Genomic DNA, 22848 nt, shown 5'->3' with positions numbered 1-22848 from the left:
GTGGTGAGGACACACCCTTCACTGGTCGCCTGGGCGCTCACGCGCCGCGCCCGGATCGAGAGGAACCAATGAGCTCACCGACCGTCGTACTCGTGCATGGAGCATTCTCGGATTCGTCCAGTTGGAACGAAGTGATCGCGCGGCTCGACGAGGACGGTATCCCCGTGATCGCGGTGGCGACTCCGCTCCGCAGTCTGGCGCATGATGCGGAGTACGTGCGCGGCATCATCGACTCCCTCGGGAGGCCGACAGTTCTGGTCGGCCATTCGTACGGGGGGATGATCATCACGCAGATCGGCGCCCACGAGAACGTGCAAGGGCTGGTGTATGCAGGCGCCTTCGCCCCAGACCTCGGAGAAAGTGCAGGAGAGCTTTCGATCGCCTTTCCCGGCAGCACTCTCTGCCGGCACATCTCGCGGCGCGCGATCCCGGGAGGAGCGGAGATCCTCATCCACCGCGACGCCTTCATCGAACAGTACGCAGCCGACGTGCCACGATCGCTCGCTTCGGCGATGAGCGTGACACAGCGCCCCATCACGGAGCGCGCGATCTTCGATCGGCTCACCGGCGTCGCACCCGCATGGCGCACACGCCCCAGCTGGTTCGTGTACGGCGACGAAGACCGCAGCATCCCCAGCGGATTGCTGTCCTTCATGGCGAAACGGGCCGACCCCGTCCAGCGGAGGGTCCTCTGCGGCGGATCGCACGCTGTCCCCGTCTCACAGCCCGACGCGGTCGCGGATGTCATCCTTTCCGCGCTCGCCGTGTAGGGGCTCGCTTGACCTCGTGGTGAGAACACAGCTTTGACTGCTCGAAGGCACACGCCAGCGCCTTCGAACAGGAAGCAGAAAGATCATGTCCTCGAACCCGTACGAAGGTATTCGAGACCTCATCGGCGGGCTCCCCGAGATCGTCCAGCCACTTCTCGTCGCCGGCCTGGGCATGGTTCCCTACGTCGAGGGTGAGGGGTCGACGGTCATCGGGATCCTCGTCGGCATCAATCCCGTCGCCGCGGCGGTGGCCGGAGCATCCGGCAACATCCTCAGCGTGGTTCTGGTCGTGCTTCTCAGCGCTCAGGTTCGGACCGCGATCGTCGCCCGGCGCATGACATCGGCGGCGGGTGGCGAGTACACCGGGGCGGATACCTCGTCGCCAGGCGAGAAGACGACCCGTCGCTCGAAGGGCCGTGCGCGGCTCGCCGAGTGGTCGACGAGGTTCGGCGTCCCGGGAGCGAGCATCCTCGCACCGTTCGTTCTCCCGACACAACTGACCGCCGCGTTCTTCGTCGCCGCCGGCGTCGGCAAAGGGTGGGTCATTCTCTGGCAGGTGGTGGCGATCGTTCTGTGGACAGGACTTATTGCAGCCGCCGCTCTCGGATTCCTGAGCGTCATCGGGTGGGCGTGAGTCCATCTCCTCCACGAAAGGAAAATCAGATGACTTTGCAATTCACTCCCACCGGCACTGCCGCAACCACGGTCATCCAGCGGGTGGAGAACGGGCTCGTGGCGCTGTCGCTGCTTCTGGCGACGATCGTGTGGGGACAGCCATGGTGGGTGCTTTTCGCCCTCTTCCTCGTCTTCGATCTCTCGGCCCTCGGCTACCTTCACGGACCACGAGCCGGGGCGGTCGTCTACAACCTCGTTCACAACTACTCTGGCCCGGCAGTCCTCGCGAGCGTCTGGTGCGTGCTCCTCGTGAACGGTCATGACACGGTGTGGCTCGCGCTGCTCGCCGCATCGTGGGCGTTCCACGTCGCCGTCGACCGCGCGCTGGGATACGGGCTCAAGCTGGATGACTTCTCTAGCACCCACCTCGGAGCGATCGGGCGACCCGTCGCTGCGGCTCATCCGGCACGCCACCGGAGCACGTTCGTGGCAGTCGATCCCGCGACCGTCGCGATCTCGCGGACACCGAGCGTGCTCCCCTCCGCCTCCGCCGGCCCCAAGCCCGTCTGGATCACACGAATGACACCCCATGATCCTCGCGGCGGTGCGGGACGGGTGCTCGGCGCGGGCGGTGGAGCGTGATGAATTCTCTGGTACCCGACTATCTGGATGCGGTTCTGCGGCGGGCTCAGTCGGATTCTTCCGGCCACACTGCGCAGTACATCCCGGAACTGGCCTCGGCCGATCCGGACCGACTGAGCGCGGCCTTCGCCACATTGGACGGCACGATCTACGTCTCCGGTGATGCTGAAACGGAGTTCACGATCCAGTCGGTCTCGAAACCGTTCGTGTACGCGCTGGCACTCGAGGACAGAGGCTTCGATGCTGTCCATGCGAAGGTCGACGTCGAGCCGTCGGGCGAGGCATTCAACGAGATCTCGCTGGAGCCCGAGACGGGACGCCCGCGCAATCCCATGATCAACGCCGGCGCCATCGCCGTGCACTCGTTGGTCGATGAACCGAACGCGAGCTCTGACGATCGTCTGGAGCGGGTGCTGCGGGGGCTGTCGGCTTTCGCCGGCCGCCCTCTGGACGTCGACCTGACGGTGTGCGAGTCCGAGCTGACGAACGCCCATCGCAATCTCGCCATCGCGCACATGCTCCGCAGCCGTGAGATTCTGCTCGATGATCCCGCGGCGGTGGTCGAGGGCTACATCCGTCAGTGCTCGATCAACGTCACCACCGCAGACCTCGCGGTGATGGCGGCGACGTTCGCCAACGGCGGGGTCAACCCTGTCACGGGTGAACGTGTGATCGCGGCGCCGGTTGTTCGTCAGGTGCTCAGCGTCATCTCGACGTGCGGCATGTACGACGCAGCCGGAGACTGGGCGACGCAAGTGGGTATACCCGCCAAGAGCGGGGTGTCGGGTGGGATGATCGGTGCGTTGCCGGGTCAGCTGGGGATCGCGACGTTCTCCCCTCGGCTCGACAGCCACGGCAACAGCGTCCGCGGAGTCGCGATGTTCGAGCGGTTCTCCCGTGACATGGGCCTGCACGTGATGGAAGTGCCTCCGACCGCGCTGTCCACCGTTCGGTCAAACCGCGTGCACGGGACTGGCCCTGACGGAGTGCGAGCGTTCGAGTTGCAGGGCGGAGTCCGCTTCGCCGGCGCCGAGCGTGTCGTCCGCGAGGTGATGGAGACGGCGCCCGAACAGGTCCGGGTGGTGCTGGACTTCACGAAGGTCTCATCGGTCGACGATGTGGCGAGGCGGATGCTGCTCGAAGTCGCGCAACGACTGCTTACCGACCGGCACGACGTGTACATCGTTGACCCTGACGCGATCATCGTCGAGCGGGCGGGGCGGGCGGCACTTCACCTCTCCGTCATCGATCGGATCAGCAGCTTGACTGTGTCGTGACCACACGGTGTCGGATGGAGCGAAGACACGGCTGGCCGCAACCGCGCGTCCAATGAGCCGTACGCCGAATCCGGGGGCAGATGAGTATGGCTGCACGCTACGTAAGCGATCTCGCGCGCGCGAACTGGAGCTCGTTGGTGAGCTTCACGCTCGGCCTCGCGGCAGTCATCGTCTACGCGGGCGTGTGGGGAGATCGGCCGTCGCTGGACACTTCGACGCTGCTCATCGTGTTCTACTTGGTTGCGTGGCCGTCGTTCGTCGCGTGCTATCTCGTCTGGACTCACCTTCTGTACATCAGACAGGATCATCAAGCGATGGGAGCCAGCTCTCGCCGCGAGCGCCGCTCCAGGGGCAACTGGTGGATCAGGCTGCTCGGCTACGGGGGCGCGTCCAACTGGGCGCTCACGGGGGCGGTCATCGCTGTTGCGCTGACGATCGTCGTATCCCAGGACACCGCCGTTCGCGATCAATGGGTGTTCATCCTGCTTGGGCTGCTCACTGTTGCGAGCTCCTGGGCGCTCATCGTCTACTCGTTCGCCCTCGAGTACTTACGACTTGAAGCCGATTCGGCCGAAGAGAACGTCGACATCGAACTGCACGTCGACGGCGCGCCGAGGTTCGTCGACTTCCTCACCCTCGCGATTCTGATCTCGACGATGGCAGCCACGGTCTCCGCGACGATCCGCTCGAGTCGCGCGTGGACTCTCATCCGCCTCAACGTCCTCTTCGCGTTCACGTTCAACACCGTGATCGTCGCGATGATGGTCTCTCTGCTTTTCGGCGGGCTGTTCGAGTAGCGGACGGCGCTGGCGATGCGGGAGATCTGGCCGCACGCCTCCGAACGGCCCCATCGATCGCGACGCTCTTCGCGCAAGGTCTCTCAGAGAAGCGGCCCGTGGCGCTCCGACTAGCGTGAACATTACTGAGAACAATTCGGAGAGATCGGATGCAGGGAACTCCGCGGTGTGAGAGGCGAGATGGGCGAGATCTCGCGGTTGTGTGACTCTGTGCCATCGCTGTTATGCCGGACGCTGAGGGTTCAAATCCCACCGTCACCGCCACCACAGAAGCCCCGAGATCCCTTGCAAACACTGGGATCGCGGGGCTTCTCTCGTTCCGGATCGGCGGCGATGAGGAGCTGGATGCTCCGAGCGCTGTCACTACATGACGACACGTCGGCGCCGTCCGCCGACCGAAGCCCCGGCCCCCGTCAGATCGGGAGCAGCGTGACGCGCGCGGCGATGTCCTCCGCCACTCGCCGAGACGGCTGAGCCGCGACGCCGCCCGCGCTGCGCGTCGAGGCCGTGCCGCATGCCACGCCGAGCGCGAGACTGCGGTCGAAGGCCAGCCCCGACAGGCGGCCGGCGAGGAACCCCGCGGCCAGGCTGTCTCCGGCGCCGACGGTGTCCACGAGCGCACCCTCGACCTCGGGCACCCGCGCCTTCACCCGCTCGGTGCTGCCGGCGAGCCGCCTGTGGGCGATCGCCCCCTCTGCTCCGAGCTTGTGCACGACGACCGCGCCATCGGGCATCCGGTCCAGCAACGACGCGGCCGCGGCGTCAGGATCTGAGAGTCCCGTGATCCCGGCCAGTTCTTCGTCGTTGCCGAAGAACACGTCGGCGTGAGCGACCAGGTCCAGGATGCCGCGGTCCCAGCGCTCCTCCGGGTCGAAGTTGCCGTCGATCGATGTCGTGAGTCCCGCTGCGCGGGCACGGGCGAACAGGGCGGGCCCGTCATCCCACAGCGCACGCTGGAGGAACCAGCTTCCGATGTGGAGGTGCGCAGCCCCGTCGAAGGCGTCGGGAACGTCGGCCGCGGCCGTCTCGCCGATCGTGCCCATCGCAGTGAGGATCGCCCGGTCGCCGTCGGGGCGAGTGAGATGCGTCGACGAACCGGTCGCAAGGGACGGGTCGACACGCACGCGTGACACATTCAGCCCGCGCGTGGCGAGCTCGCGGAGGATGAAGTCACCGAACTCATCGCGTCCGACGACGCCGATCATGGTCGTGGGCACTCCGGCTGCGGCTGCCCCGCACGCCGTGATCGCCGATGAGCTGCCCATCGTGAGGGCCGTGAACGGCACGAGTTGCTCGTGCTGGCCGAAGCGGATGTCATCGTCGGTCAGGCCGACGATGAGATCGACGCAGAGCTCGCCGACGACGAGCAGCCGGCCGGTCACCCCGGGAGCGGCGTCAGCCATTGCGTCCACACCCCTTCGCAGTCGAAACCGTGCTGCCGGCACCAGGAACGTACCGATTCCTCAGCGGCGCGCAGCGTCGCCTCCATCTTGTCGCGTCCGCGATCCGACCCCTGCACGGTCACGATAATCCAGGCGGACGCGTCGGCCGCGGTATCCGCCCCGCTCTTCGCGCTCGCTCCGGTGGGGGTGTGCACGGCGATGACATCCCCGTCGCCGAGTCCCAGCGCCGATGCCGCGGCGCCGGCGATATCGATGAGGAGTCGCCCGACCGACGGATGCGCGGGACCAGCGACGGTGATGACGGGCATCAGCCTGTCACGAGGACCGAGCGGTTGAGGAACGGAGGGGTGTCGGGATTGCGACCTGCCTCGCGCGCGAGGGCGAGAGCGAGACGGTGGGCGAGCACGAGATTGGCCTGGGGGTCGAGTGCGTTCGAGTAGACCGTCGCACCGGTGGAGCGCACGTCGGCGGCGACGACCTCGGGCACGTCGCCGAGGATCCAGACGAGCGAGTCGGGACCGGCGCACGAGATGGGGCCGTGCTGGTACTCCCAGACGGGGTACGCCTCGGTCCACGTTCCGGCGGACTCGCGGAGCTTGAGGGCTGCTTCATGCGAGAGGCCGACCGTCCAGCGGTGGCCCAGGAAGACGACCTGCTTGACCTTCGCGGGGTCGGCGGGAAGGGGCAGCTCGAGCGCGGTGCGCGCGTCGGCCACGAGCGTGTCGGGAATGAGCCCGATCGAAGCGCGGAGAGCGGTGAGAACCGTGGTGGCGAAACGCGTCTGCACGACCGAGATCTCGTCGGCGAAGCCGAGGTGCACGATGCGGTCGCACAGTTCGCCGAGCGGGGTTTCGACGTCGCCGAGGATCGCCGTGATGCGATGTGTGCCCCGGTAGCGCTCGACGACCTCGACGACGTCGGCGGTCGTGCCCGATCGCGAGATCACGACGATGTGCTCGTCGTCGTCGATCCACGTCAGCTCGGTGGGGATCGCGGCTCTCGTGCGGCCGAGGCCCGCGTCGTTCCGGAGGTACGCATAGGCGTCGCCCACGTAGTACGAGGTGCCGCAGCCGATGACGATGACCTTCTCGCCCTGCTGTGGCAGCAGACCCAGCTGCTCGGCGGGCAGTGCCAGCGCCTGCGTCCAGATCTCCGGCTGGCTCGTCAGCTCCTGCTCAGTGACGACGCCCAAGGCGACGTTGCTGTCGTTCATGCGGTTCCTCCTGGGGCATCCTCGTCTGCGAGGACTCGACTGAGTGAGCACGATTCAATCAGAAATGAGCAAGCAATGGAAGTTCTTGACTATTTCGTCGCATTTGGTGAATACTCGACCCAACCAAGAGGCGCAACGCAGCACCGCGGGAGCGCCGCAGACGAATCCGAGGGGATCGCAGCGTGAAACTCAGCAACAAGCGTGTTGTCGGCGGGGCGGCCATGCTCGCCGCAGGAGCACTCGCATTGACCGGCTGTGCCGGTTTCGGCGGCGGCGGCGGGGGTGACTCCGACGGCGACAGCCAGTCGCTCACGTTCACCACGTGGGGCAGCGAGGCCGAGGAGATCCAGTTCACCGAGCTGATCAAGCAGTTCGAGGCCGATCATGACGGCGTCACCATCGACCTGAACGTCGTGCCCTACGACCAGATGTTCTCGAACATCGACGCACAGCTCGCATCCGGAGACGCGCCCGACCTGTTCCGCGTCGACTACGGCAACCTCGGCGTCTACTCCAGCCAGGACCAGCTGCTCGACCTCAGTCCGTACTTCTCCGACGACGAGATCGCCGAGTTCGTCCCCGCGATGTGGGAGGGCGTCTCGTACGACGGCAAGCCATACGGCGTGCCTCATCAGACCGACGTCTCGGCGCTCCTGGTGAACACCGACATGGTCACCGCGGCAGGCCTCGACCCGTCGACCTTCCCGACCACGCAGGAGGACGCGTGGACGTGGGACGAGTTCGCCGACGTCGCCGCCGAACTGCGCGCCGCACTGCCCGCCGACAAGTACCCGTTCGTCTACAACTGGCAGCTCGGCGGGGCCCCCCGCTGGCTCAGCTGGCTGTTCCAGGCAGACGGAACCTTCATCGGCGAGGACGGCACGAGCTCGACGATCGTCTCTCCTGCAGGGGAGAAGGCGCTCGACTTCACGAAGAGCTTCTTCGAGAACGAGTGGGTTCCGCCCACGAGCTCGACGAAGGGCACCGTCTACGCCGACAACCTCTTCACCGAGCAGACCGCAGCCATGGCCTTCGTCGGCTCGTTCCTCGTGCCCGATCAGAACTCGCTGAACGAGTTCGAGTGGACGGCGATTCCCATGCCGCGTGACGAGCGGGGTGCGACCGACCTCGGTGGCAACGCGCTGGTCGCGACGAAGGATGCCGCCAACCCCGAGCTGGCGGCGGAGTTCCTGAAGTTCATGGTGTCGGCGGACGCGATGTCGGCTTTCTGCGCCGCGACGAACGAGCTGCCCACGCGACTCGACCTCGCCGGCGACGCGATCACGTTCGAGGTCCGTCCCGATGTCATGCCGGTGTTCGTCGACCAGGCCGCCACGATCGAGGCATCCGACGTCAAGCAGCTCACGTCGCCGGCGATGGCCGCGATCAACACGGCGCTGCAGGATCAGCTCGAAGCGGCCTTCATCGGCGGGCAGTCCACGGCCGATACGCTGGCCAATCTCGACAAGGCGATCCAGGAAGCCCTGAACTGATGATGACCGTGACCGCGCCCGTCCGGGAGAGTGCTGCGGCGCCCTCCCGGGCGGGCGCGGCGCGCCGCATCGCGCGCCTGAAGGAGTCGCTGACGGGGTGGGCGTTCATCGGGCCGAACCTCATCCTCCTGGTGCTGTTCATGTTCCTGCCGATCCTGTGGGCGGTGATCCTGTCGTTCCAGGAGACGCGCGGGTTCGGCGACCCGGAGTGGGTGGGGCTCGACAACTACGTCCGCATGGCGTCCGATCCCGTCTTCTGGCTCAGCCTGGGGAACACGATCGTGTTCACGATCGTGACCGTGCCGCTCGTCATGGCCGGCGGACTCGGACTCGCGGTGCTCGTGAACTCGGTGCTGCCGGCGCGCGGCATCTGGCGGACGATCATCGTGCTGCCCATGGTCATCTCGGGTGTCGCGTCCGGAATGATCGCGGTCGCGCTGTTCTACCAGAGCAACGGGCTGATCAACAAGATCCTCATCGCCATCGGGCTGCCGCCGGTGTCGTGGCAGTCCGACGGCACGGCAGCGATGATCTCGGTCATGATCGCCGCGATCTGGCTGCGCATCGGGTTCAACATGGTCATCTATCTCGCGGGCCTGCAGGGCATATCGCCCGAGCTGTACGAGGCCGCACGGATCGACGGTGCCAGCCGCTGGCAGCAGTTCCGCTCGGTGACGGTTCCGCTCGTGGGTCCCAGCACGTTCTTCCTGCTCATCATGAACGTGATCGCCTCGTTCCAGGTGTTCGATCTGATCTTCGTCATGACCGGCGGGGGCCCGGGCAACGCGACCTCGGTGCTCGTCACGTACGCGTATCGCAACGGCTTCCAGATCCGGGAGCCCGGCTACGGTGCCGCGATCGGCATCGTCATCCTCCTCATCACGCTCGTCTTCACCTTCATCCAGTGGAAGACCAGCCGTACCCGCGACATGGTCGAATAGGGACTCCGGTGGCTCAGACAACGACTCTTCTCCAGATCGCCGAAGCCGATCAGTACGGCGAGCGGCAGGCCAAGCGGCTGCAGCGTCGACGCCGTCGCCGTCAGGGCGAGCGCAAGGGCATCGTCCTTCGGACCGTGATCGCGATCATCGTGTGCGCGATCGTGATCTTCCCGCTGTACTGGATGCTGGTGATGGCCTTCTCGCCCCGCGGCGAGGTGTTCTCAGCCGAGCTGCGATTGTGGCCGAGCCAGATCACCTTCGACAACTTCGACCGCATCTTCCGGCGCTTCGATGTCTTCGCGTGGTTCCAGAACTCCGTCGTGATCGGCCTCTTCGTGACGGTGCTCACGGTCTTCGTCAATCTGCTCGCCGGCTATGCGTTCGCGCGACTGCAGTTCCGCGGCCGCAACACGATCTTCCTGCTGACGCTCGCGACGATGATGATCCCGGTCCAGGCGATCATGGTCGCGCAGTTCAAGCTCGTCTCGGGGCTCGGGATCTACGGCACGTACTGGGGCGTCATCCTCCCGGGCGCCGCTGCGGCCTTCGGCATCTTCCTCGCTCGGCAGTTCTTCATCAGCATCCCGGAAGAGATCCTCGAGGCGGCCCGCATCGACGGCGCGGGTCAGGTGCGCATCTTCCTGCAGGTCGTCCTGCCCCTGTGCAAGCCGCTCATCGCGGTGCTCACCCTGCTGACGCTGATGTCGAGCTGGAACGACTTCGCGTGGCCGCTCATCGCACTGAAGGAGAACTCGCTGTTCACTCTGCCGATCGGCCTGCTGTACCTGAAGAACCAGACGTCGCCCGACTACGAGTCGATCATGGCGCTCGCGCTCATCTCGGTTCTGCCGATGGTGATCCTCTTCCTGTTCTTCCAGCGGTACTTCGTTCAGGGCTTCGCCCGGAGCGGGATCAAATGACCGTCACGTATCTGTGCACGCTGGACCTTCCCGACGCGTGGTTCGCCGAGCTGTCCCAGCGCGTTCCCCAGGCCAGCATCCACCGACTCGCCCCAGGCGAGGAGCCGAGCACCGAGCTTCTCGCCGAGGTGGATCTCCTGCACACCAGCGAGTGGTTCCCGGATGCCGCGCACGTGCCGTCGCTGCGGTGCGTTCAGCTGGACACGTCCGGCGTGGACCATGTACGGCGGACGTCGCTGTGGGACACCGACATCCCGATCGCCACCCTGGGCGGCATCGCCCCCGTGCCGATGGCCGAGTACGCGATGATGACGATCCTGGAGCTCGCCCACCGGATGCCGCGCATCCAGGAGCTGCGCGATGCCCGCCGATGGCCCACGAATGCGGACCGGCTGGCGCGGCTCACTCCGCGCCAGCTCGCCGGCGCGACCCTGGGGATCGTCGGGTACGGGCGCATCGGGCGCGAGATCTCGAGGCTGGCCTCCGCTTTCGGGATGCGCGTGCTGGGGGTCAAGAGGACGGCGTCGGCACGACCGGCATCCGGGAAGTTCGACACCGGACGCCGTGCTGCGGAGGAGGACCCGACCGTGCTCTTCGGAATGGACCGTCTCGACGAGGTGCTTGCGCAGAGCGACGTCCTCGTCGTCGTGGTCCCGCTCACGGAGCTCACTCGCGGGATGCTCGGCGCGAGTCAGCTCGACCTGCTCCCGCACGGAGCGCTCGTGGTGAACATCGCGCGCGGCGGCATCCTCGACGAGTCGGCTCTTCTCGAGCGGCTGCGCGACGGACGCATCGCCGCGGCCGCCCTCGACGTGTTCGACGACGAGCCACTTCCGCCCGGCTCCCCGTGGTGGTCCGAACCGAACACGCTCGTCACGCCCCACGTGGCGGGGCTCGCCCCGCAATATCATGCACAGACACTCGACCTCGTGGTCGAGAACTTGACCAGGCTCGCCGAACAGCGACCTGTACTGAATGAGGTCGATCGTGTCTCCGGCTACTGAACCCGTCCTGGGCGTGAAGCGCCAGCGCGAACTGCTCAACTACATCCGCGCGTACGGCGTCGGCTCGGTGAGCGAGATGTCGCGGCTGCTCGGCGTGAGCACGTCGACCGTGCGTCGCGACCTGAACGAGCTGCAGGACCGCGGATTCATCGAGCGCGTGCACGGCGGCGCGACCCACGTCAGCGACGATGTCGAACCGCTCCGGCCGCTGCGCGAGATCGCCTTCGCCGACGAGAAGCGCCGGATCGGGCAAGCGGCCGCACGACACGTGGCCGACAACTCGACCGTGCTGATCACCGGTGGTACGACGACCGAGGCGATGCTGCCGTTCCTCGGCACCGTCAGCGGACTGACGGTGCTCACGAACAGCCTGAATGTCGTCAACCGCGTCTCGCAGTACAGCGACATCGCGATCATCGTGCTCGGGGGCGTCCTGCGCCGGCAGGAGATGAGCCTGCTCGGCCACCTCACGATCGCAGGGCTCGACGAGTTCGGCATCGACCAGGTGTTCACGGGCGCATTCGGCTTCGACCCCGAGATCGGCGTGACGGGGACGAATCTCAGCGAGACGCAGACCGACCGATCGCTCATCTCGTCCGCCCGGGCGCTCGTCCTCCTCGCGGACCACAGCAAGCTCTCGCAGCGCGGCCCCGCCCGGCTCGTGCCGACGAGCGCGGTCACGACGCTCGTCACCGACGAAGACGCCGACGACGAGGTGCTCGAGCGCTTCCGCGCGGCGGGGGTGACCGTAGAGACATGCTGACCACTGCTGCCCGCCTGCTGGATGCAGGCGACGGCGCGAGCGTGCCTGCGATCGCGGCATTCAACGTCATCACGCTCGAGTACGCCGAAGGGATCGTCGCGGGTGCGGAGCGCGCCGGTCTCCCTGTTCTGCTCTCCGTGAGTCACAACGCCGTGCGATTCCATGGTGCGCTCGCGCCGCTCGCGGCCGGCTGTCACGCGCTCGCCGAGGCCGCGGCCGTGCCCGTCGGCCTGCACCTCGACCACTGCGAGGACGCCTCGCTGGTCGAGGAGGCCGCCGGCCTCGGCTTCGGGTCGGCGATGTTCGACGCCTCGACCCTGCCCTACAGCGCGAACGTCGCCGCGACCGCCGCCGTGGTCGCCCGCGGACACGAGCTCGGCATCTGGGTCGAGGCCGAGCTCGGCGAGATCGGCGGCAAGGACGGCGCACACGCTCCCGGTGTCCGCACCGATCCGGACGAGGCCGCACGATTCGCCGCCGCGACCGATGTCGACGGACTGGCCGTCGCGGTCGGGACGTCGCACGCCATGACCGAGCGCACGGCGCACCCGGATGACGAGCTCATCTCCCGGCTCGCTTCGGCCGTTCCCGTCCCGCTCGTTCTGCACGGTTCGTCCGGCGTGTCCGACGAGGGTCTGGTCGCGGCCGTCGCCGCCGGCATCCGCAAGGTCAACGTCGGCACGCAGCTCTCGGTCGCGTACACCGACGCGCTCATCGCGCACCTCGGCCCCGGTCCCGACCCGCGGAAGGCCCTCGTCACGGCCCGCGAGGCCATCGCGGCCGACGTCGCGCGCCTGCTCGGCGTCATCTCGACCCCGGCCCCCGTCCTCTCCTGAACTCCCGAAAGGAATCCCATGTCCGCCACTGTCAGCGGGCCGTCGTCGCACGCCGGTGAGCCCACCCCCGCGCAGCTTCTCGAGGCCGGCGACATCGTGGGCCTGATGCGCGCCTGCCACGACCGTCGCCTCGAACGAGAGGGCATTCCGATGGTGCTCGGATTCGTCGATGAGAGGGGTCCGATCCCCGCCGCCTCCGATCCCGCGCAGCTCGCGGAGGGCGCCTCCTACGCGGACGTCTTCGACCGCTACACCGAGGCCCTCGTGCCCTTCGCGCGCGACGACGATGAGGGCGCGGTCATCGCCGCGATGCAGGTCGTCGCTTTCACCCACTTCGCCCCCGGCGCCGCGCCCATCAGCGCCGCCGCCCCCGCGGCATCCCTCAACGAAGGAGTCTGACGTGACCCAGCCGTCGTTCACCGCACAGCGCGAGCAGCTGCGCAGCGGCCACTTCATCCGCGTGGTCAACTACCACTCGACCCCGAACTCCGCTCGAGGCGAGCTGGCCGACGAGCTCGCGCGGTTCGCCCGCGACTACGCCCCCGTCACTCTCGACGACCTCGACCGCCTGTTCGAGACGGGCACATGGCACAAGGACAAGCCGGGCCTCATTCCGGTGTTCTACGAGGGATACCGCAACTCCGCGACTGTGGCCGCACCGCTGTGCGACGAGTTCGGGCTCACCGGCTGGTTCCCGATCGCGACGTCGTTCGTGGACTGCGATCCGGAGTACCAGGAGGCGTTCGCCCGCGCCCATTGGATCTCGCTCGTCGAAGAGGACACGCAGGGTGGGCGGATCGCGATGAACTGGGACGAGGTCCACGACCTCTCGACGAGGCATGTCATCTATCCGCATACGGCTCACCACGAGGGGTTCGACACCGTCCTCTCGGACGCCGACATCGAGCGCGAGGTCGTCGACTCCAAGCGACAGCTCGAGGCGGTCACAGGTCAGCAGGCACCCGCCTTCGTATGGCTGCACGGCTCGTCCTACGGTCAGAGCCCGCGCCACGACGCCGCCGTCAAGGCGGCCGGCTATCGCTACCAGTTCGCCAACACGATGATCCATCGCGTGAACTGATTCGCCGCTTCACCGACGAACCGGCCGGCGAAGCCGCTCCGTGTCAGGTTCGGGGGACGGCGAGATGGCGGATCGCGCCCTCGCGGTCACGCCACGTGAGCTCTGTCGTGCCCCCGTGACGGAGGGATGCAGCGGCCCGCGCCGTTCCCGGCTCGATGGCATCCGGGTCCACTCCTGCCGCGACGACGGCGGAGGTCGCATCGTCCGGCAGGCCGGGGCCGTCGCCCGTCGGCATCCAAGCGCGGAGAGGATAGCCGTCGGGCGGCGAGAAGAGGTGCATGATCGCACCGGCGGTGTCCTCCACCGTCAGCCGCAGCGTGCCCGCCTGGTGCGATGCGCCGAATCGGGAGACCTCGACGGCCGCAGGGAGATCCCGCTTCTGGAAGCCGGGGCCCGGCGACCAGAACCAGCTCTCGAGCACGTGGTCCTCGTCCAGCGCGAGAACTTCGAGGTGGTCGGGGCCGAGCGCGGATTGCAGGATCGCCGCGTCCAGATAGCGCCGACCCGCGGCGAAGGGGAGTCCGCTGCTCCACGAACCCGGCGGCACCTCGGGGGACTGGAGTGAAGCCGCCTCGAGATCGGCGTTGAACCAGAACACCCACAGCCCGTCGGCCGTGTCGCACGCGACGAGCTCGAGGTTCCCGCGGTCGCCGTACGCACCCTGCACGAGACTGACGGCGCCTGTGGTGAGACGCTTCGGGCCGACGGAGAGGGGTTCGCGTGCAAGCATGTGACTATTCTTGCTCATTTCTGCACGTTTGTGACAGACTGGCGACGACGCATCCGGATCCGAAGGAGAATCATGAGAATCGCCCGCGCCGTCATCGATGGCAGCCCTCGCATCGTGGTGAAGGACGCGACGTCGGTGCGACTCGCTCCGGCCGATCACGCGGACGACGCTCTGGCGGCGATCGCCGCCGTCGCGTCCGGCGCCGCGGATTCGTGGGAAGAGCTCGACGAGGCGTCCCTCGATCTCACAGCGCCCGTCGCCTCGGCCGGGAAGATCATCGCCGTCGGACTCAACTACGCCGATCACACCAGCGAGACCGGATTCACCCAGCCCGAGAAGCCGCTCACGTTCGCGAAGTACCCGACGTCGCTCACCGGGCCGAAGGACGACATCGTCGTGCCCGGGCATCTGGCGCAGCAGGTCGACTACGAGGCGGAGCTCACGCTGCTCATCGGCCGCCGGTGCGGCGGCACCACACCCGCCACCATCGACGACGTCGCCGCGTACACCGTCGCGAACGACGTGTCGGCCCGTGACGTCCAGTTCGGCGATGTGCAGTGGACGCGCGGCAAGTCGTTCGACACGTTCACTCCGCTCGGCCCCTGGCTGGTCACGCCCGACGAATTCGGCGATCCGTCCGGTCACCGGATCTACACCCAGGTGAACGGCCAGACGCTCCAGGACGATTCGACTTCCGAGCTGATCTTCGACGTGCCCGCGCTGCTGGCTTTCATCTCGGACGGCGTGACTCTCGAGCCCGGCGACCTCATCCTCACCGGCACGCCTGCGGGCGCCGGAGCCTTCCGCACCCCGCCTCGTTACCTGCAGGATGGCGACGAGGTCGTCTGCGGCGTCGAGGGCATCGGGGAGCTCCGCAACCGAGTGACCGTTCGCTGATCGGAGAGAAGGATCATGACCAGTGACACCCGCGTCCTCGTCCTCATCGGCGCAGGTTCCGCCGTGTTCACCCGGGGACTGCTCGCCGACCTGATCGGCGCCGACGATCTCGGTGCATGGGAGATCCGGCTCGTCGACGTCGACGCGGCGAATCTCGACATCGCGGCCGATCTGGCCGAGCGGATGGTCACCGCGCGCGGAGCCGGCGAGAAGATCCGCGTCACGCGCTCCACCGATCGACGCGCCGTCCTCTCGGGGGCCGACTTCATCGTCACGTGCGTCGGGGTCGGCGGCAGGCCCGCGTGGCAGCTCGACCACGAGATCGTCCAGAGACACGGCATCCACCAGCCCGTCGGCGACTCGATCATGCCGGGCGGCATCTCGCGGCTTCTGCGCACGACCCCGGTGCTCGTCGAGATCGCACAGGACATCGCCGAGCTGGCGCCAGAGGCGTTCTTCTTCAACTACTCCAATCCGATGACTGCGAACGTGCAGGCGATCCACCAGGAGACGGGGCTCGAGGTGGTGGGCCTCTGCCACGGCATGCACCACATCCAGCGCGAGCTCGCCCAGCTGATCGATGCGCCGTTCGAGCGCACCTCGACGCTCTATGCGGGCATCAATCACCTCACCTTCATCTACGACTTCCGACTCGACGGTCGCGATGCGTGGCCACTCATCCGTGAGCGGGTCCGCCGAGAACTCGCCGAGGCGCCCGATCCGGCCGATATCGGCAACATCTTCTACGAGAAGCCGACGGCGTGGCACAACCCCTTCGCATGGGAGCTGTTCGAGCGGTACGGCGCCTTCGCGGCAGCCGGGGATCGGCATGTCGTGGAGTTCTTCCCGGAGCGCTTCTGGCAGGGCGACTACTACGGCAAGAAGCTCGGGATCGATGCGTTCTCGCTCCCCGAGATCCTGGAGTGGGGCGAGGACCGCTATCAGGGGATGCGCCGCCAGGCCACGGGCGAGGAGCCCCTGGATCAGTCGATCTTCGACCGCTCCGGCGGTGAACAGGAGCAGCTGATCGCGATCATCCGCTCCATCACCTTCGACTCGCGAGCGATGTTCAGCTGCAACGTCGTCAACCGAGGCCTCGTGCCGGGGCTGCCCGAGTGGTCGGCGGTGGAGATCCCCGGCGTGGCCACGGCACGCGGCATCCGCCCGATCGCGGTGCCCGACCTCGGCAGGCCGCTCACCGCGATCCTCGCAAGACGCCTCGCCTCTGTCGACCTCGCCGTCGAGGCGGCTCTGAACGGCGATCGCGACCTCGTCATCGAGGCGATGATCGCCGACGGCGCCGTGTTCGATGCGGACACGGCCGCGGCCCTGACCGACGATCTGATCGCCGCACAGGCGCAGCACCTGCCGAGGTTCTCATGAGCGCCGAGAACCTGGGCTCGACGGGTCTGGCGGACCGGCCCTGGGGCGAGGGCCTGAGAAGTCAGGTCTGGTTCGGCGACCCCGGCAAGACCGGCTTCATGCACCGCTCGTGGCTGCGCAGCGAGGGTCTTCCCGACGACACGTTCGAGGGACGCCCGGTCATCGGCATCGCCAACTCGTGGTCCGAGCTCACGAGCTGCAACGTCCACCTGCGCGCGCTCGCAGAGCACGTCAAGCGCGGTGTCTGGCAGGCGGGCGGCGTGCCGTTCGAGTTCCCCACGACCTCCGCCGGCGAGCCGCTGGTGCGCCCGACGGCGATGCTCCTGCGCAACCTCATGGCGATGGACCTCGAAGAGACGCTCCGCATGAACCCCCTCGACGGCGTCGTGCTGCTCGCGGGGTGCGACAAGACCACCCCGGCGTATCTGATGGGGGCGGCATCCGTCGACCTGCCGACACTGCTGATCACGGGTGGCCCGATGCTCAACGGCAAGTACCGCGGAACCGACATCGGGTCAGGCACCTCGGTATGGCGCTTCACCGAGGCGTATCGCGCCGGGCAGATCTCGGCGGAGGACGTCCGTGAGGCGGAGGGGTGCATGGCCCGGAGCCAGGGTCACTGCATGACGATGGGCACGGCCTCGACGATGGCCTGTGTATCCGAGTACATGGGGATGCAGCTCCCCGGCACCGCCGCGCTCGGCGCCAACGACTCCCGCCGGGCAACGGCCGCTCATCTCGCCGGTCGCCGCATCGTCGAGATGGTGGCGGAGGACCTCCGGCCCTCCAAGATCCTCACGCGCGAGGCGTTCGAGAACGGCGTGCGGGCCAACGCGGCGCTCGGCGGCTCGACGAACGCCGTCATCCACCTTCTCGCGCTCGCTCGACGTGTCGGTGTCGAGCTCACTCTCGACGACTTCGACGAGCTCGTGCGCGACATCCCGGTCCTCGCCGATCTGATGCCGTCCGGACGGTTCCTGATGGAGGAGTTCCAGGATGCCGGCGGCACCGCGGGACTGGCGGAGACGCTCGGCGACCTGCTCCACAGGGACACGCTCACCGTGACCGGGTCGACGCTGCGCGAGAACTACGCCGGAGCGCAGGTCTGGGACGAGGAGGTCATCCGGCCCCTGGACAATCCCGTCAAGCCCGTCGGGTCCGGTATCGCCGTGCTGCGCGGCAACCTCGCCCCGCGCGGTGCCGTCATCAAGCAGTCCGCGGCGACGCCGGACCTGATGGTCCACTCGGGTCGCGCGCTCGTCTGGGACTCGCTGCAGGCGTACCTCGCGGACGCCGACGATCCCGAACTCGACGTGACCCCCGACGACATCCTCATCGTGAGGAACGTCGGACCCAAGGGCTATCCGGGGATGCCCGAGGTCGGCAACATGCCGCTCCCGCGCAAGATCCTGGAGGCGGGCGTCATGGACATGGTGCGGATCTCGGATGCCCGGATGAGCGGCACCTCCTATGGCACGGTCGTGCTGCACGTCGTGCCCGAGGCGGCTGCGGGCGGACCTCTCGCCCTCGTGCGCACGGGTGACACGGTCTCGCTGGACGTGCCCAATCGTGTCATCTCGATGGATGTCGACGAAGCGGAACTCGAGCGGCGCCGCGAGTCGTGGACCCCGCCCGTCGTGCCCGGCGCGGACCGCGGATGGACTCGACTGTACGTCGAACACGTCGTGCAGGCGGACGAAGGCTGCGACCTCGACTTCCTGCAGGGCCGCAGCGGCGCTGCGGTCGGACCTCAGGCGTTCTGAGTGGCCTGCCGTCGCGTGCTCGTCGTGGGGTCGAGCGGCATTCTCCGTCCCGCCGTGGAGGCCCTGCGCGCCGACGGCGTGGAGGTCGTTGCCGTATCGCGGGCCGGCGCGGACGGCTCGATCGCGGTGGACGCACGCCATCGGGATGCCCTCGAGGCGGCGCTCGAGGGGCGATCGTGGTGCCAGGCGTTGGTCTATCGCCCGGCCATGAGCGAGGAATCGCTCGCCTTCGTGCGCGCGGCGACATCCGAGCGCTGCGTCGTGGTGCTCACGAGCGACGCCGCCGATCCTGCGCTCGGTGATGTGGTCGTTCCGGATGACGCGCTGCTGCTCGGGTGGTGTGCGAGCGGTGCGTCGCGTTGGCACCGTCCCGCGGAGATATCGGAGGCGGCGCTCGCGGTGCTGACGGACGGCGCACCGCGGATTCTGGGAGCGGTTCGACCGTGGAGCAGCAGACCATGATCGTGAGTCTCGCGTTGTCGCCGAGTCTCGACATCACCTACGACGTGCCGGTGCTCCGTCAGGGCGACATCACCCGCCCCCGTGCGGTGACACGGGTCGCCGGCGGAAAGTCCCTCAACGTCGTGCGTGTCGCCCACGCGCTCGGAGCGGACGTTCGCACGGTGGCGGCGCTGGGCGGCCACACCGGTGCGTGGATCGCGGAGCTGCTGGCTGCCGAGGACATCGACGTCGAGGTCGTCCGCCTCTCGGAGCCGACGCGCGTCTGCTCGGCGATCGTGGAGATGGGCGACAACCCGACGAGCACCGACCTCTACGAGCCCGCAACGCCGCTGTCGGCGGCGGAATGGCGGGGTTTCGCCGCAGCTGCCATCGCCGAGTCGTCCGCGTCCGCGGGCTGGGTCGTCGTCGCAGGATCGCTCCCGGCGGGCATCGACCCGCAGTGGGTGGCAGCGCTGGTCGATGCGCTCAGGAGCGCGGGGGCGAGATCGGCCGTCGACAGCTCGGGTGCGGGGCTTCGAGCGCTGGCCGGCCATGCGGATCTCCTGAAGATCAATCGCCTCGAGGCTGCCGAGCTCCTGGGCGGCGAGCAGTCGGATGCCGAGTCCGCTGCGCGGAGCATCGCCTCGTCGCACGACTGCGATGCCGTGGTCACCGACGGGGTGCGAGGCGGGTTCGCCGTCATCGGCGGAGCGGGCCTGCCCCTCTCACCCCCGCAGACACGGGGTCGGTACCCGGCCGGCAGCGGCGATGCCTTCCTCGGGGGACTGCTCGCGGGCCTCGATTCAGGACTCGAGCCCCCCGAGGCTCTCGCGCAGGCCCAGGACGCGGCGGAGCGCAACGCCCACGTGCCCGGTCAAGGAGTGCTCGGTCCTGCCCGCCAGTCCTCCTAGAGCAGAGCGTCGATCTCGTCCCAGGTCGGCATCGAGCTCGACGCTCCCGGGCGGGTGACGGCGATCGACGCGCCGACCGTGGCGGCCGCGAGGGCCGTCGGCAGATCGGAGCCGAGGCTCAGGCGGGCCACGAGCACGCCGACGAACGTGTCGCCAGCGCCGGTCGTGTCGATCGCCGTCACCGGGCGCGGTGCGATCTCGTGCTCGACGACTCCGGCTCGCGCGACGAGTGCGCCTCGCGATCCCCGCGTCATGATGACGAGTCCTGCCTGGCGGCTCAGGCGGATGGCCGCATCCACCTCGTCGTCGGTTCCGGCGAGAGCGCACGCTTCTCCCGCGTTGGGGACGAGGATGTCGGTCATGCGCAGGAGAGCCGGCGCGATGTCCTGGACGGGCGCCGGTGTGAGGACGGTCCGGATGCCGGCATCGCGCGCGACGGCGAACGCCTGCTCGACGAGCGCCATCGGCCGCTCCAGCTGGGCGACGAGGTATCCGGCCGTCGCGAGCGCGGCCTCGGTGGACTCGTCGAGCGTGTCGACGGCGTGATTGGCGCCGGGAACGACGACGATCGAATTCTCCCCTCCGTCGAGGACGGAGATGTGCGCCGTCCCGGTCGGGGTGTCCACGTCGGCGAGCAGGTCGACGTCCACGCCGTCGGCGGTCAGCACGTCGCGCAGCTGTGCGCCGAACGGATCGCGCCCGACGGCGCCCGAGAACAGCACGTCGCCGCCCGCCCGCGCCGCGGCGATCGCCTGATTCAGCCCCTTGCCGCCCGCGACCGTGGTGAACGACGAGCCGAACATCGTCTCGCCGGGCTCCGGGATTCGCGGCTGCCTGACGACGAAATCGAGATTGGCGCTGCCCAGGACCATGATGCTGCTCATTCAGGTGACAGTAGCCGCATCCCGACCAGGCGTCATCTTCCGCGGCGAGGAGATGCGGCACGACGGAATTGACTCTTGCGGCTCGGACGTCGCCGCTCCTATAGTCGGTCCAAAGCGCTTTGCCAAAGCGCTTTGGACAAGATGGGAAGGCACGGAGTGGTATCGATCGCCGACGTCGCCCGGCTCGCCGGAGTCAGCGCCACGACCGTGTCGCATGCCATCAGCGGCAAGCGGAAGGTCAGCGGCGTCGTGCGCGAGAAGGTGCACCACGCGATGCGCGAGCTCAACTACGTCCCGACGCGCGCCGCACAGAATCTCGCTCTCGGACGCACGGGCATCATCGCGCTCGTCGTGCCCGACATCGCGATCGAGTACTTCGCCGAGCTCGCCAAGAACGTCGAGGCGGTCGCGGTGGCCCGCGGCTACAACGTCATGATCGCCACCACCGGCTTCGATGCGGAGCGCGAGGCCAGCTATCTCGAGATGATGGCGTCGCGGGCCGTGGACGGCATCGTGTTCGCCTCGGGTGCGGTGCTCCGCTCGCGCACGCGCACGGCTCTCACGCACGGACTGCCGATCGTGCTGGTCGACGAGGAGGTCGCAGGCGTCGAGCTCTGCACGATCGTCTCCGACAACGAGGAGGGCGGTCGGCTCGTCGCCGAGCATCTCATCGGGCTGGGGCACCGATCGGTGCTCGAGATCCAAGGTGCGAGCGCTCCGGTCACGAGCGTGCGGCGCAGCGAGGGATTCGCCGCCGTCTGGGCCGCGCACGGCGGCGTCATCAGGACCGAGACGGGGGACTACTCCGCCGAGAGCGGTCGCCAGGCGGCCGAGCGGCACCTCGCGTCGTTCGCGAGCAGCGAGATCACCGCGATCTTCGCCCACAACGACCTCATGGCTCTGGGAGCGATCGACGGTCTCCGCTCGCAGAGGATCCGCACGCCGCGCGATGTCTCGGTCGTGGGCTTCGACGACGTGTCGCCGGGCAGATACAGCTTCCCCCAGCTGACGACGGTCCGTCAGGACGTGCGATCGCTCGGAACCCAGGCGGCGGCGGCGCTGCTCGACGCGCTCGAGAGCGGCGACGACCTCACGATCGATCGCACCGTCATCCCCGTCGAGCTGGTCGTGCGCGGCTCCACCAAGGCGGTGCGCTCATGACCCGACGCCACGCGGTGTTCTTCGGCGATGTCGCCGAGGACGAGTACTACGTCGCGCCCTACTTCCCGTCCGCCGGCGACAAGGTCATCGTGCACGAGCTCGAACGGCAGTTCGGAGGCAGCGTCGCGAACGCCGCCTGCATCTACGCCGGGTACGGCATGCCGACCTCGTTCATCTCGCAGCTGAACTCCGGTGCGCTCACCCAGCGACTGCTCGCGCAGCTTCGCGAGCAGGACGTCGACACCGCGCACGTCATCTTCGACGAGACCGTCCCCGATTCGCACTGCATCGTGCTGCTCTCGGGTGAGCAGCACATCGTGCTCATCCCGACCCTGGGCATCACGCGTTCCGACATCGACGACGACGCGTTCGAGCGGATGGCGACGGCCGAGTTCCTCGTGACGACGCTGACGGATGCCAAGCCCTTCCGCCGAGGCGAGCAGAAGGCCGCGGAGGTGCTCGAGGCACTGCGTGCGAGAGGGACGAAGATCGTCGTCGACCTCGATGTGTACAACCCCGAGAACCATGATTCCCACCTGCTCGAGCACTGCGACATCCTCTTCGTCAACGCGCTCGGCGCCCAGCGTCTCAGCGAGTCGGGCACGTCGATCGATGAGCTCATCGCCGGCGGCGCGACCGCCGTCATCGTCACCCGCGACAGCGAGGGCTGCGAGCTGCACTCCGCCGACGGCATCCATTCCGTGCCCGGCATCCCGGTCGACGTCGTCGATGTGACGGGCGCCGGCGACACCTTCACGAGCTCGTTCCTGTTCGCCTACTCGAACGGGGGCGATCTGCGCGAGGCGGCGGAGTTCGCGAACGCCGCGGCGACCCGCGCCGTGACCCGCACCGGGGCGCGCGCCGGCCGCGCCACCGCCGAAGAAGTCCAGGCCTTCCGTCGATCCGTCCAACGAGTCCCCTAG

Annotated in this window: 25 protein-coding genes; 20 read left to right on the top strand and 5 right to left on the bottom strand. The window is 68.0% G+C overall.

Annotated features, from left to right (window positions below):
- The first annotated feature begins 68 nt into the window (after positions 1-68).
- From ACTIFV_RS11925 to ACTIFV_RS11905, 5 genes are all read left to right on the top strand, one after another.
- Positions 69-770 (top strand): alpha/beta fold hydrolase, encoded by a 702-nt coding sequence (locus tag ACTIFV_RS11925; RefSeq protein ID WP_439592997.1) that lies wholly within the window; start codon positions 69-71, stop codon positions 768-770.
- Between the two features lie 85 nt (positions 771-855).
- Positions 856-1404, top strand: coding sequence for a small multidrug efflux protein (locus ACTIFV_RS11920; RefSeq protein ID WP_439592996.1), 549 nt, complete (start codon positions 856-858; stop codon positions 1402-1404).
- Between the two features lie 29 nt (positions 1405-1433).
- Positions 1434-2027 (top strand): DUF4260 domain-containing protein, encoded by a 594-nt coding sequence (locus tag ACTIFV_RS11915; RefSeq protein ID WP_439592995.1) that lies wholly within the window; start codon positions 1434-1436, stop codon positions 2025-2027.
- A complete protein-coding gene (locus ACTIFV_RS11910; RefSeq protein WP_439592994.1) occupies positions 2027-3304 on the top strand; it encodes a glutaminase in 1278 nt (425 codons plus the stop codon). Before ACTIFV_RS11915 ends, ACTIFV_RS11910 begins: the two co-directional genes overlap by 1 nt.
- Before the next feature lie 137 nt (positions 3305-3441).
- On the top strand, positions 3442-4101 hold the full coding sequence (locus tag ACTIFV_RS11905) for a DUF1345 domain-containing protein (protein ID WP_439592993.1): 660 nt from the start codon (positions 3442-3444) through the stop codon (positions 4099-4101).
- Positions 4102-4514: 413 nt separating this feature from the next.
- Here the strand turns inward: ACTIFV_RS11905 and ACTIFV_RS11900 are convergent, their stop codons facing one another.
- Genes ACTIFV_RS11900 through ACTIFV_RS11890 form a run of 3 tightly spaced genes read right to left on the bottom strand, consistent with a single transcriptional unit; the run spans position 4515 to position 6717 of the window.
- Positions 4515-5504 (bottom strand): carbohydrate kinase family protein, encoded by a 990-nt coding sequence (locus ACTIFV_RS11900; RefSeq protein ID WP_439592992.1) that lies wholly within the window; start codon positions 5502-5504, stop codon positions 4515-4517.
- Complete coding sequence (locus ACTIFV_RS11895) at positions 5480-5812, bottom strand: hypothetical protein (RefSeq protein WP_439592991.1); 333 nt, start codon at positions 5810-5812, stop codon at positions 5480-5482. The genes ACTIFV_RS11900 and ACTIFV_RS11895 overlap by 25 nt, the downstream gene beginning before the upstream one ends.
- On the bottom strand, positions 5812-6717 hold the full coding sequence (locus ACTIFV_RS11890) for an SIS domain-containing protein (RefSeq protein ID WP_439592990.1): 906 nt from the start codon (positions 6715-6717) through the stop codon (positions 5812-5814). Before ACTIFV_RS11890 ends, ACTIFV_RS11895 begins: the two co-directional genes overlap by 1 nt.
- A 182-nt stretch (positions 6718-6899) precedes the next feature.
- Here ACTIFV_RS11890 and ACTIFV_RS11885 point away from each other — a divergent pair, with 182 nt between their 5' ends.
- From ACTIFV_RS11885 to ACTIFV_RS11850, 8 genes are read left to right on the top strand one after another with little or no spacing between them, the layout of a single operon-like run.
- Complete coding sequence (locus ACTIFV_RS11885) at positions 6900-8210, top strand: ABC transporter substrate-binding protein (RefSeq protein ID WP_439592989.1); 1311 nt, start codon at positions 6900-6902, stop codon at positions 8208-8210.
- 8 nt (positions 8211-8218) lie between these two features.
- A complete protein-coding gene (locus tag ACTIFV_RS11880; protein WP_439592988.1) occupies positions 8219-9151 on the top strand; it encodes a carbohydrate ABC transporter permease in 933 nt (310 codons plus the stop codon).
- 8 nt (positions 9152-9159) lie between these two features.
- The gene (locus ACTIFV_RS11875; RefSeq protein ID WP_439592987.1) at positions 9160-10071 is read left to right on the top strand and encodes a carbohydrate ABC transporter permease; all 912 of its coding nucleotides are present in this window, start codon (positions 9160-9162) and stop codon (positions 10069-10071) included.
- Positions 10068-11075, top strand: coding sequence for a D-2-hydroxyacid dehydrogenase (locus ACTIFV_RS11870; protein ID WP_439592986.1), 1008 nt, complete (start codon positions 10068-10070; stop codon positions 11073-11075). Before ACTIFV_RS11875 ends, ACTIFV_RS11870 begins: the two co-directional genes overlap by 4 nt.
- Positions 11059-11838 (top strand): DeoR/GlpR family DNA-binding transcription regulator, encoded by a 780-nt coding sequence (locus ACTIFV_RS11865; protein ID WP_439592985.1) that lies wholly within the window; start codon positions 11059-11061, stop codon positions 11836-11838. Before ACTIFV_RS11870 ends, ACTIFV_RS11865 begins: the two co-directional genes overlap by 17 nt.
- The gene (locus tag ACTIFV_RS11860) at positions 11832-12674 is read left to right on the top strand and encodes a class II fructose-bisphosphate aldolase (RefSeq protein WP_439592984.1); all 843 of its coding nucleotides are present in this window, start codon (positions 11832-11834) and stop codon (positions 12672-12674) included. The genes ACTIFV_RS11865 and ACTIFV_RS11860 overlap by 7 nt, the downstream gene beginning before the upstream one ends.
- 18 nt (positions 12675-12692) lie before the next feature.
- Entirely contained in the window at positions 12693-13073 is a 381-nt protein-coding gene (locus ACTIFV_RS11855; protein ID WP_439592983.1) for a hypothetical protein, read from the top strand.
- Between the two features lies 1 nt (position 13074).
- On the top strand, positions 13075-13755 hold the full coding sequence (locus ACTIFV_RS11850; RefSeq protein ID WP_439592982.1) for a polysaccharide deacetylase family protein: 681 nt from the start codon (positions 13075-13077) through the stop codon (positions 13753-13755).
- Between the two features lie 43 nt (positions 13756-13798).
- Here ACTIFV_RS11850 and ACTIFV_RS11845 read toward each other — a convergent pair whose 3' ends face one another.
- Positions 13799-14485, bottom strand: a complete 687-nt coding sequence (locus ACTIFV_RS11845; protein ID WP_439592981.1) for a hypothetical protein — start codon at positions 14483-14485, stop codon at positions 13799-13801.
- Between the two features lie 72 nt (positions 14486-14557).
- Here ACTIFV_RS11845 and ACTIFV_RS11840 point away from each other — a divergent pair, with 72 nt between their 5' ends.
- Genes ACTIFV_RS11840 through ACTIFV_RS11820 form a run of 5 tightly spaced genes read left to right on the top strand, consistent with a single transcriptional unit; the run spans position 14558 to position 19880 of the window.
- On the top strand, positions 14558-15382 hold the full coding sequence (locus tag ACTIFV_RS11840) for a fumarylacetoacetate hydrolase family protein (RefSeq protein WP_439592980.1): 825 nt from the start codon (positions 14558-14560) through the stop codon (positions 15380-15382).
- 15 nt (positions 15383-15397) lie between these two features.
- Positions 15398-16765 carry a hypothetical protein gene (locus ACTIFV_RS11835; protein ID WP_439592979.1) on the top strand — a complete coding sequence of 456 codons (1368 nt, stop codon included), beginning with the start codon at positions 15398-15400 and terminating at the stop codon, positions 16763-16765.
- Positions 16762-18528 carry an IlvD/Edd family dehydratase gene (locus ACTIFV_RS11830; protein ID WP_439592978.1) on the top strand — a complete coding sequence of 589 codons (1767 nt, stop codon included), beginning with the start codon at positions 16762-16764 and terminating at the stop codon, positions 18526-18528. Before ACTIFV_RS11835 ends, ACTIFV_RS11830 begins: the two co-directional genes overlap by 4 nt.
- Complete coding sequence (locus ACTIFV_RS11825) at positions 18529-18990, top strand: hypothetical protein (RefSeq protein ID WP_439592977.1); 462 nt, start codon at positions 18529-18531, stop codon at positions 18988-18990.
- A complete protein-coding gene (locus tag ACTIFV_RS11820) occupies positions 18972-19880 on the top strand; it encodes a 1-phosphofructokinase family hexose kinase (protein WP_439592976.1) in 909 nt (302 codons plus the stop codon). Before ACTIFV_RS11825 ends, ACTIFV_RS11820 begins: the two co-directional genes overlap by 19 nt.
- Here the strand turns inward: ACTIFV_RS11820 and ACTIFV_RS11815 are convergent.
- Positions 19877-20764, bottom strand: coding sequence for a ribokinase (locus ACTIFV_RS11815; RefSeq protein ID WP_439592975.1), 888 nt, complete (start codon positions 20762-20764; stop codon positions 19877-19879). The two genes, ACTIFV_RS11820 and ACTIFV_RS11815, sit on opposite strands and share 4 nt — an antisense overlap.
- 156 nt (positions 20765-20920) lie before the next feature.
- Between ACTIFV_RS11815 and ACTIFV_RS11810 the strand changes: the two genes are divergently transcribed.
- Both ACTIFV_RS11810 and ACTIFV_RS11805 read left to right on the top strand, forming a co-directional pair.
- Positions 20921-21925 (top strand): LacI family DNA-binding transcriptional regulator, encoded by a 1005-nt coding sequence (locus tag ACTIFV_RS11810; RefSeq protein ID WP_439592974.1) that lies wholly within the window; start codon positions 20921-20923, stop codon positions 21923-21925.
- The gene (locus tag ACTIFV_RS11805; protein WP_439592973.1) at positions 21922-22848 is read left to right on the top strand and encodes a carbohydrate kinase family protein; all 927 of its coding nucleotides are present in this window, start codon (positions 21922-21924) and stop codon (positions 22846-22848) included. The genes ACTIFV_RS11810 and ACTIFV_RS11805 overlap by 4 nt, the downstream gene beginning before the upstream one ends.

The sequence above is a fragment of the Microbacterium sp. genome, from assembly GCF_051860965.1.
GTDB lineage: Bacteria > Actinomycetota > Actinomycetes > Actinomycetales > Microbacteriaceae > Microbacterium.
The sequence above is the reverse complement of the archived record's forward strand: the minus strand, read 5'-3'. Positions and strand labels throughout refer to the sequence as shown.